This window comes from Pseudomonas sp. PICF6, assembly GCF_009831705.1.
In the GTDB taxonomy this organism is placed as follows: domain Bacteria; phylum Pseudomonadota; class Gammaproteobacteria; order Pseudomonadales; family Pseudomonadaceae; genus Aquipseudomonas; species Aquipseudomonas rhizophila.
Genome location: NZ_WUUD01000011.1, coordinates 17,349 through 27,663, shown reverse-complemented (window position 1 = coordinate 27,663; position 10,315 = coordinate 17,349). Strand labels below are relative to the sequence as shown.

At 63.6% G+C, this 10,315-nt stretch carries 9 protein-coding genes; all 9 read right to left on the bottom strand.

What is annotated here, in order from left to right:
* On the bottom strand, positions 1-1,058 hold a 1,058-nt coding region (locus GSM73_RS03830; RefSeq protein ID WP_256676709.1), incomplete at its 3' end, for an amino acid--tRNA ligase-related protein.
* 109 nt (positions 1,059-1,167) lie between these two features.
* Positions 1,168-2,263 (bottom strand): peptide chain release factor 2 gene (prfB, locus tag GSM73_RS03825; protein WP_107321555.1). Its coding sequence is split into 2 segments (ribosomal slippage): positions 1,168-2,190 and positions 2,192-2,263, totalling 1,095 coding nucleotides; the frame shifts between segments, so codons are not numbered across the junction.
* 256 nt (positions 2,264-2,519) lie between these two features.
* On the bottom strand, positions 2,520-3,521 hold the full coding sequence (locus tag GSM73_RS03820; protein ID WP_076386206.1) for a diguanylate cyclase: 1,002 nt from the start codon (positions 3,519-3,521) through the stop codon (positions 2,520-2,522).
* Positions 3,522-3,567: 46 nt separating this feature from the next.
* The gene (locus tag GSM73_RS03815; protein ID WP_076386207.1) at positions 3,568-4,578 is read right to left on the bottom strand and encodes a chemotaxis response regulator protein-glutamate methylesterase; all 1,011 of its coding nucleotides are present in this window, start codon (positions 4,576-4,578) and stop codon (positions 3,568-3,570) included.
* Positions 4,575-6,836 carry a hybrid sensor histidine kinase/response regulator gene (locus GSM73_RS03810; protein ID WP_160891630.1) on the bottom strand — a complete coding sequence of 754 codons (2,262 nt, stop codon included), beginning with the start codon at positions 6,834-6,836 and terminating at the stop codon, positions 4,575-4,577. Before GSM73_RS03810 ends, GSM73_RS03815 begins: the two co-directional genes overlap by 4 nt.
* Complete coding sequence (locus tag GSM73_RS03805) at positions 6,833-7,504, bottom strand: chemotaxis protein CheW (protein WP_047227521.1); 672 nt, start codon at positions 7,502-7,504, stop codon at positions 6,833-6,835. Before GSM73_RS03805 ends, GSM73_RS03810 begins: the two co-directional genes overlap by 4 nt.
* The gene (locus GSM73_RS03800; protein ID WP_160891628.1) at positions 7,501-8,766 is read right to left on the bottom strand and encodes a protein-glutamate O-methyltransferase CheR; all 1,266 of its coding nucleotides are present in this window, start codon (positions 8,764-8,766) and stop codon (positions 7,501-7,503) included. Before GSM73_RS03800 ends, GSM73_RS03805 begins: the two co-directional genes overlap by 4 nt.
* The gene (locus tag GSM73_RS03795; RefSeq protein WP_076386210.1) at positions 8,763-9,299 is read right to left on the bottom strand and encodes a chemotaxis protein CheW; all 537 of its coding nucleotides are present in this window, start codon (positions 9,297-9,299) and stop codon (positions 8,763-8,765) included. The genes GSM73_RS03800 and GSM73_RS03795 overlap by 4 nt, the downstream gene beginning before the upstream one ends.
* Positions 9,299-10,315, bottom strand: a 1,017-nt coding sequence (locus GSM73_RS26840; RefSeq protein ID WP_256676698.1) for a methyl-accepting chemotaxis protein, incomplete at its 5' end; no start/stop codon positions are given. The genes GSM73_RS03795 and GSM73_RS26840, both read right to left, overlap by 1 nt.

Here is a 10,315-nt window from a genome sequence, read left to right as displayed (position 1 = left end):
GCCTTCTTGGCGATGGCGCGGGCCTTTTCGATGTCCTGCAGGTCGGCCGCGGTGATGTCCGGGTTGTACTTGAGGATCGAGTCGAACACCGACAGGCGCACGAACGGTTCGCCGAAATGGAACACCTTGTCGCCGTACGGCACGTCGGTGGTCCCGAGCACCAGCTGCGCCAGTTCGCGGAACAGCTCCTCGGTCAGGTCCATGTTGTCTTCGTAGTCGGCGTAGGCCTGGTAGAACTCGAGCATGGTGAACTCGGGGTTGTGCCGGGTCGAAACGCCTTCGTTACGGAAGTTGCGGTTGATCTCGAAGACTTTCTCGAAGCCACCCACCACCAGGCGCTTGAGGTACAGCTCTGGCGCGATACGCAGGAACATTTCCATGTCCAGGGCGTTGTGGTGGGTTTCGAACGGCTTGGCCGCCGCACCGCCGGGGATGGTCTGCAGCATCGGCGTTTCGACTTCAAGGAAGTCACGCTTCATCAGGAAGCTGCGGATGTGGGCGATGACCTGCGAGCGCACGCGGAAGGTCTGGCGCACGTCTTCGTTGACGATCAGGTCGACGTAACGCTGACGATAGCGTTGCTCGGTGTCGGTCAGGCCGTGGTGTTTGTCCGGCAGCGGGCGCAGGGACTTGGTCAGCAGGCGCACGCTGGTCATTTCGACGTACAGGTCGCCCTTGCCGGAACGAGCCAGGGTGCCTTCGGCGGCAATGATGTCGCCCAGGTCCCAGGTCTTGACGGCGGCCAGGGTTTCTTCCGGCAGGGTCTTGCGGTTGACGTAGACCTGGATGCGCCCGGTCATGTCCTGGATCACCATGAACGAACCACGGTTGAGCATGATACGACCGGCCACCTTGACTGGAATCGCCGCCTCGGCCAGCTCTTCCTTGGTCTTGTCCGCATACTGCTTCTGCAAGACGTCGCAGTAGGCGTCGCGGCGGAAGTCGTTGGGGAAGGCCTGGCCCTTGGCGCGCTCGGCAGCAAGCTTTTCCTTGCGCAGGGCGATCAGGGAGTTTTCTTCCTGTTGCAGGGCTTGCGGGTCGAGTTCTAGGTCGCTCATGTCTTTAAAGATTCCATCACAGGTTCGTTGCCCCCGGCCCCGGGCCGGAGTTTGCGGCCAGGCCTCGCTCCTGGGTGGAAGCGCGCCTGCCCGCCGCATGGGGGTCGCGTTACAGCCCTTGTTTGAGGCTGGCGATCAGGTATTCGTCGATGTCGCCATCGAGCACCTTGTCACAGTCGCTGCGTTCGATGCTGGTGCGCAGGTCCTTGATGCGCGAGGCGTCAAGTACATACGAACGGATCTGGTGACCCCAGCCGATGTCCGACTTGGTGTCTTCCAGGGCCTGGGACGCCGCGTTGCGCTTCTGCACTTCCTGCTCGTACAAACGGGCCCGCAGCATTTTCATCGCGGTGTCTTTGTTCGCGTGCTGGGAGCGTTCGTTCTGGCAACTGACCACGGTGTTGGTCGGTACGTGGGTAATCCGTACGGCCGAGTCGGTGGTGTTAACGTGCTGGCCACCGGCCCCGGAGGAACGGTAGGTGTCAATGCGCAGGTCCGACGGGTTGATGTCGATTTCGATGTTGTCATCGATTTCCGGCGAAACGAACACCGCCGAGAACGACGTGTGACGACGGTTACCGGAGTCAAACGGGCTTTTGCGCACCAGGCGATGCACGCCGATCTCGGTGCGCAGCCAGCCAAAGGCGTATTCGCCCTTGATGTGCACGGTGGCACCCTTGATTCCGGCGACCTCACCGGCCGACAGCTCCATGATGGTCGCGTCGAAGCCGCGTTTGTCGGCCCAGCGCAGGTACATGCGCAGCAGGATGTTGGCCCAGTCCTGGGCTTCGGTGCCGCCGGAACCGGCCTGGATGTCCAGGTAGGCGTTGTTGGCATCCATCTCGCCACTGAACATGCGCCGGAATTCCAGCTTGGCCAACGCCTCCTCGAGGCGTGTCAGCTCGGCGACGACATCGCCGACGGCACCTTCATCGTTTTCTTCGACAGCCATGTCCAACAGGTCGCGGCAGTCGGCCAGGCCGCTGGACATTTCATCCAGGGTCTCGACGATCTGCGCCAGCGCAGCGCGCTCGCGGCCCAGTTCCTGGGCGTACGACGGGTTGTTCCAGACATTCGGATCTTCAAGCTCGCGATTGACTTCGGTCAGACGCTCATGCTTTTGATCGTAGTCAAAGATACCCCCGAATAGTTTCGGAGCGCTCGGACAGGTCCTTGATGGTGTTCAGGATCGGGTTGATTTCCATGGCGGGCAGCACTCGTTGGCGAACTTTTGAAAGCCGGCGAGTATAACGTAATCAAGCGCCAGCGGCAGCCCGCCTGGCGGCTTTAGGGACACCAATTCTTGTGGCGAGGGAGCTTGCTCCCGCTGGGCTGCGCAGCAGCCCTAAAAAACACAGCTCAGTCAACCTGACTCACCGAGCTATCTGGTTTCGGGGCCGCTACGCGCCCCAGCGGGAGCAAGCTCCCTCGCCACAAGAACTCTCCAGCCGGCCGGACGCACTACTCGATACCCACCCGATTACGCCCATTGTGCTTGGCCGTGTACAGCCCTTTGTCCGCCGCCGAAATCAGCTGGCGGCAATCGCCACCTTGCTGTGGCGTGAAGGTCGAGACGCCAACGCTGACAGTCAGGTTCGCCCCCTCATGAGGCGTGATGTGGGGGATGTTCAGGGCAACGACGCTCTGGCGCAGCTTTTCGGCCATCAACCGCGCGCCGCCAGCCGAGGTGCCGGGCAGTACCAGGGCGAACTCCTCGCCGCCGTAACGGGCCGGCAGGTCGGACGGACGACTGCACGCATCACGGATCGCCGTGGCGACCTTGCGCAGGGCTTCGTCCCCCTCCAGGTGGCCGAAATTGTCGTTGAAGGACTTGAAGTAATCCACGTCGATCATCAACAGCGAGAGCTGGGACTGGTCCCGCAGCGCCCTTCTCCACTCCAGCTCCAGGTATTCATCGAAGTGCCGGCGGTTGGACAGCCCGGTCAGACCGTCGGAATTCATCAGCCGTTGCAGCACCAGATTGGTGTCGAGCAGTTGCTGCTGGCTGACCCGCAGGGCGCGATAGGCCGCATCGCGTTGCAGCAGCATCATGTAGGACCGCGAGTGGTAGCGAATGCGCGCCACCAGTTCGATGTTGTCCGGCAACTTGACCAGGTAATCGTTGGCCCCGGCGGCGAACGCCGCGCTTTTGACCAGCGGGTCCTCCTTGGTGGACAGGACAATGATCGGAATATCCCGGGTCGCCGGATGGTTACGGTATTCGCGCACCAGGCTCAAGCCATCAAGACCGGGCATCACCAGGTCCTGGAGGATCACCGTTGGCTTGATGCGGACCGCATGGGCGATGGCCTGGTGTGGGTCGGCGCAGAAGTGAACGTCGATGTTCTCTTCATTGGCCAGCCCGCGCCGCACCGCCTCGCCGATCATCGCCTGGTCGTCGACGAGCAAGACCATGGCCGCGTTCTCGTCACGCTTGAAATCGTCGAGCTGTAAATCACTCATGGGAACTCACCTGAATACGGCTGGTGGACAAGGCTGCCGGGGTTCTTCATTGGGTAAAAATCTCCACTAACCGTGGCGCTATATGGTCCAGCGCAAGAATCTGCGCAGCCGCGTCGATGGCCGCGGCCGCTTTGGGCATGCCGTACACCGCGCTGCTCTGCTGGTCCTGGGCGATGGTCAGATAGCCCTGCTGGCGCATGAGTTTAAGCCCTTGGGCACCGTCGCGGCCCATGCCAGTGAGCAAAACGCCCACCGCGTCACCGCTCCAGAAGTGGGCGACGCTCTCGAAAAAGACGTCGATGGACGGCCGGTAGATCTCGTTGACCGGCTCGGCGGTGTAGGCCAGGGTGCCATTTTTCAATAGGCGCAGATGGTGGTTGGTGCCGGCCAGCAGCACCGTACCGCTTTGCGGCGGCTCGCCGTGCCGGGCCAGGCGCACCTGGTGGCCTGACGCACTGCTCAGCCATTGGGCCATGCCCGCAGCAAACACCTCGTCCACATGCTGGACCAGCACAATGGCCGGGGCGAAATGTCGGGGCAGGCCCTTGAGCAGGATCTCCAGCGCGGCCGGCCCACCCGCCGACGACCCGATGGCAACCAGGCTATTGCGTGACACCGACATCCGCTGCGCAGCCGGTGCAGCGCGCTCACGGTGATTGCGCTCACCGATCAGCCAGCCGATGTTGGTGATCTTGCGCAGCAGCGGTGCCGCCGCATCCGCGGGGTTGCCCACCCCCAAGGTAGGGGTATCAACCACATCCAGCGCGCCATACCCCATGGCTTCGAACACCCGGTGAACGTTCTGCTGGCTGTCACCGGTGACAATCACAATGGCGCATGGGGTTTCGGCCATGATCCGCCGGGTCGCCTCCACGCCATCCATGATGGGCATGAGCAGGTCCATCAGAATCAGGTCCGGGGTGTATTCGGCGCAACGCTGAACCGCCTCGGCACCGTTGGCGGCCACCCAGACCAATTGGTGCGCCGGCTCGAAAGCCAGGGCACGGCGCAGGGCTTCGACCGCCAGGGGCATGTCATTGACGATGGCGATCTTCAAGCGCGTGCTCCTCCGATCAATTCGACGACGGCATCGAGCAAGGCGTCGTCATGGAAACTGGCCTTGGCTAGATAATAGTCAGCGCCGGCATCCAGGCCACGGCGACGATCTTCTTCACGATCCTTGTAAGACACCACCATCACCGGCAGCGACTGCAGACGGTTATCGCGCCGCAACAGCGACACCAACTCGATGCCGTCCATGCGCGGCATGTCGATGTCGGTGATCAGCAGGTCGAAATCCTCCGCTCGCAGCGCGTTCCAGCCGTCCATGCCGTCCACGGCCACCGCCACGTCATAACCACGATTGAGCAACAGCTTGCGTTGCAGCTCGCGCACGGTCAGGGAGTCGTCCACCACCAGGATCCGCTTGCGCGGTGTCTGCGTCTGGTTCTGGCGAGCGATGCGTTCCAGGCGCCCGGTGTCGAGCAACTTGTCCACCGAGCGCAGCAGGTCTTCGACATCGACGATCAGCACCACCGAACCATCGTCCAGCAAGGCCCCGGCGGAGATGTCCTGGATCTTGCCCAGGCGTTCGTCCAGGGGCAGGACCACCAGCGTGCGCTCGCCGATGAACCGTTCGACCGCCACGCCGTAGATGGCCTCGCGCTCACGGATCACCACGACCTTGAGCGCCTGGCCGCTGCTCTGCGATGCCGGACGATTGAGCAACTGACTGGCGGCGACCAGCCCGACATGCCGCCTTTCGTGCCAGAAGTGCTGGCGCCCTTCGACCTGCACAATGTCCTCAGGAGCGAGGTCGCACATGCGCTCGATGTGAGCCAGGGGAAAGGCGTAGGCTTCACCGCCGACTTCCACCACCAGGCTGCGCACCACTGAGAGCGTCAGCGGCACCTCAAGATGGAAGCGGCTGCCCTCGCCCGCTGTCTGCTCCAGCACCACCGCGCCGCGCAACTGCCGGACCATATGCTGGACGGCGTCCAGGCCGACGCCGCGCCCGGACACCTCAGTGACGGTGTCGCGCAGGCTGAAGCCGGGCAGGAACAGGAACGTCAGCAGTTCCTCTTCGCTCAAATTGGCTGCGGTCTGCTCAGGGGAAAGCCCTCGTTCGACGACGCTGCGCCGCACCCGCTCCAGGTCCACACCGGCGCCGTCGTCCGCCAGTTCCAGCACCAGCAGGCCAGCCTGATGGGAGGCGCGCAAGCGGATCAGGCCTTCGGCGGGCTTGCCGGCCAGCACCCGTTGCTCCGGAGATTCGATGCCATGGTCCACGGCGTTGCGCAGCAGATGGGTCAGCGGCGCTTCGAGTCTTTCCAGCACGTCGCGGTCGACCTGGGTTTTATCGCCCTCAATCTCCAGGCGCACCTGCTTGCCCAGGCTGCGCCCCAGGTCACGGACCATCCGGGCCTGGCCGGATAGCACATCGGCAAACGGTCGCATGCGACAGGCCAGCGCCGTGTCGTACAACACCTGTGCTCGCTGACCGGCCTGCCAGGCGAACTCGTCCATCTCCGCGGTTTTCTGCGCCAGCAATTGCTGGGTTTCGGCCAGCAAGCGGCGGGCGTCGTTGAGCGCTTCCTCGGCCTGCAAGCTCAACGCGTGTTCCTTGAGGTGCACATTCAGCTCTTCCAAGGCCCGCAAGCCGTTGCTCTGCTGGCGCTTGAGCCGTTGCATCGTCGCCAGCCAGGGCTTGAGGCGCTGGGTTTCCACCAAGGATTTACTGGACAGGTCCAACAGGCTATTGAGGCGCTCGGCGGTGACCCGCAAGACCCGCTCGCCCCCTTCGGTGACCCGCTTACCCTTGGGCAGCGGTTCCGTTGCCGCGAGCGGTTCTGCCTCGGCCGGCTCAACGCGAAAAGCCTCCGCTTGCATCTCGATTCGCGGCGACCCGGCAGGCGTGTGCGCAGCGGCAGGATCGAGCAGTTGCCCCATCAACGCCACATACGCATCGACGTCCTGGGCTCCGATGCTGTTGCCTGGCGTGGCAATTCGCGTCAACAGGTCGGTGCCTTGCAGCAAGGCGTCGATGTGCTCGGCGCGCAGGACCAGACGGCGCTCCTGGGCGCTGACCAGGCAATCCTCCATGACATGGGCCACGCTGACCCCGGCGTTCACTCCAACGATCCGCGCCGCGCCCTTGAGGGAATGGGCCGCGCGCATGCACGATTCAAGATAATCGGCCTGGGTCGGGTCGCGTTCCAGGGCCAGCAGGCCGGCGCTGAGCACCTGAGTCTGGGCTTCGGCTTCCAGGCTGAACAACTCCAGCAACGAGGCGTCACGCATTTGATCAGGGGTCATGACAGGCTCCGGGTCATGGCGGACAACAACTGTTCTTCGTCCAGCCAGCGCAGGCTGCGGCCCTTGAACTTCAATACGCCACGGGTGTACTTGGCCGCCGATTGCGAGGCCGCGCCCAGGACGCGCTCATCAATGGCGTGAATGCCGTCCACCTCGTCCACCGGCACCACCACCGGACCGCCCTGGGCCGCGACGATCAACATGCGCGGCATGACCCGCGCGCCGGCCACCACTGCCCCGCCGGGTTCCAGGTCCAACAGTTCCACCAGCGACAGGCAGGCCACCAAGGCCCCGCGCACATTCGCCACGCCCAACAAGGCCCGCGAACGCTGGTGGGGCAGCGAGTGAATCGGCTGCAACGGCGCCACTTCCACCAGACTGCGGGTGGTCAGGCCCAGCCACTCTTCGCCCAGTCGGAACATCAACAGCGATCGTGTGACGATATCGGTGTCCAGCGGCGCGTGGGCCAAGTCCCGGTCGTCGTGCTGCAAGGTGTAGCGATCGAGCAAACGGGTGGCAGCCGCCGAATACACCGCGCAGTTGCGGCAGTGAATATGCTCGGCCAGCAACGGACAGGATTTATCGCCATGCACCCCGATGCGATTCCAGCAATCGTCGATGGCCTGGGCATCGTCATGGGTCAGGTTGTCATTAGCCGAACCACTCATTGTTTACGCTCACTGTCAGCCATGCGCCCGCTGCGAGCGGCGCGGTCCTGCAATCGACGGGCACCGGCCGCGTCTCCCTGGGAAGCCAGCAACGCCGCCAGATGCACCAGGGCCTCGGCGTGTTGCGGTTCAAGATAGAGCGCCTTGCGATAAAAACCCTGGGCCTCAAGCGCGCTACCGGCCATGTCACTGAGCAGCCCCAGCCAGTAGAACACTTGGGCCGCCGGCGCATGATTGCGCAGGTACTGCTGGCAGGCCGCACGGGCTTCGGCGCTTTTGCCAGCATTGGCCAGCGCCGCGATATAGGCCAGTAAGGTAGTGGCGTCGCTGTTTTTCGGCTCAGTGATCGGAGCCACGCTTGCTGCGAACGGCCGGGGCCGGACCACCGGTGGAATGACTCGAGGCGCGACCTGGCCAAGCGGCAGCGGAGTCGACATCAACGCGGGCACTGGCTGTGGCTGCGGGGCACCTTGGCGACTGAAAGCGAACGACTGGGCAATCCCGATTGAACGCATGCCCAACCGCCCCAGCAAACTGCCCTCGGCGGGGCCGATAAACAGCACGCCGTCCTGGTGGGTCAGGCGCTTGAGCACCTCGAACACCTGCTGCTGGGTCGGCTGGTCGAAATAGATCAGCAGATTGCGGCAGAACACAAAATCGTAAGGGGCCTCGTTCACCAGCAAGGTCGGATCCAGCAGGTTGCCCACTTGCAGACGCACCTGTTCACTCACCCGCTCGCTGAGGCGATACCCCTCTGCCTCGGCGCTGAAATATCGCTCGCGAAAGCCGAGGTCGGCGCCACGGAACGAGTTCCTGCCGTAAAGCGCTTGCCTGGCACGTTCTATCGACAGCGGACTGACGTCCAGCGCGTCCACCTTGAACTGATGCGGTCCCAGGCCCGCGTCGAGCAACGCCATGGCAATGGAGTAAGGCTCTTCGCCAGTGGAGCAGGGCAAGCTGAGGATGCGCAGCGCACGCAGGTGCTTGATCTCGGCCAGACGCTTGATGGCCAGCCTGGCGAGGGTGGCGAAGGACTCGGGATAACGGAAGAACCAGGTCTCCGGGACAATCACCGCTTCGATCAGCGCCTGTTGCTCCTGGGCAGAATGTTGCAGGCATTGCCAGTACTCATCTGCCGTACGCCCAGGCACGGCAATGATGCGCTGGCGCACGGCCCGCTCGATGATGGCGGTGCCGACGGAGGTGACATCCAGGCCGATGCGCACCTTGAGAAAATCGAAAAACCGCTGGTCGCTGTTCATGCCCGTCCCTCGAGGTCATCGAAGTTCAAGGGCGGCGTGGGAAACAGCACGGCACGGACCGACTCGTCGAGCAGGTCATTGACCCGCACCCATTGCAACAGGCCTTGCGCGTCTTCGCGCACCGGGCCCAGGTACGGCGCCTGTGGGTTATCCAAGCCATAAGGTCGGAAATCCGCCGGATCGCAACGCAAGGTGTCGGTGGCCTGTTCCAGAATCAGCCCCAGAACCTGCCCCGCCTGCTGCGCGTCGGGTCGGTAATGCACCAGCACCAGTCTCGTACTGGTACGCGTCTGGGCGCTCTGACCGAAGGTCAGCGTGCACAGATCGATCACGGGCACCACCGCGCCGCGCCAGGCAAACACCCCCGCCACCCAGGACGGTGCCTGGGCAATCGGTTTGAGGGGCAAGCGCGGCAGCACTTCCACCACATCGATGGCTTGCAGGGCGTAGCGTTCGTTGCCGATGCAAAACACCAGGAACAACGACTGACGGGCCGCCGACACGGCGCCACGTCTGGCCTCGAACTCGCTCATCAGACTTTGAAACGCGAGACGCCACTGCGCAGCCCCACGGCCACCTGGCTCAGTTCATCGATGGCAGAACTGGCCTGGCGCAGGGACTCCACCGTCTGACTGCTGGCATCGCCCAATTGCACCAGGGCATGGTTGATCTGCTCGGCGCCGGTGGCCTGGGCCTGCATACCTTCATTGACCATCAACACCCGCGGCGCCAGCGCCTGTACCTGATGGATGATCTGCGACAGTTGCTCGCCGACCTGCTGCACCTCGGCCATGCCACGGCGCACTTCTTCGGAAAACTTGTCCATGCCCATCACTCCAGCGGATACGGCGGACTGGATCTCGCGCACCATCTGCTCGATGTCGTAGGTCGCCACGGCTGTCTGATCCGCCAGGCGCCGAACCTCAGTGGCGACCACGGCAAAACCGCGGCCATACTCTCCCGCCTTCTCGGCCTCGATGGCGGCATTGAGGGACAACAGGTTGGTCTGGTCGGCCACCTTGACGATGGTCACCACCACCTGGTTGATGTTGCCGGCCTTCTCGTTGAGGATCGCCAGCTTCGCGTTCACCAGATCCGCCGCGCCCATCACCGAGTGCATGGTTTCTTCCATGCGTGCCAGGCCTTGCTGGCCGGAACCGGCCGCCACCGAGGCCTGGTCGGCGGCGCTGGAAACTTCGGTCATGGTGCGCACCAGATCCCGGGACGTGGCGGCAATTTCCCGAGAGGTCGCGCCGATCTCCGTAGTGGTAGCGGCGGTTTCGGTGGCCGTGGCCTGTTGCTCGCGGGAGGTGGCGGCGATCTCGGTGACCGAGGTGGTGACCTGCACCGAAGAGCGCTGGGCCTGGGACACCAGCGATGTCAGCTCGGCCATCATGTCGTTGAAGCCGGTTTCCACCGCACCGAACTCGTCTTTACGCGCAAGGTTCAGGCGCCCGCTCAGGTCGCCGCTGCGCATGATGCCGAGGATTTCCACAATGCGGTTCATCGGCGCCATGATCGCGCGCATCAACAACAGGCCACAAAGCAT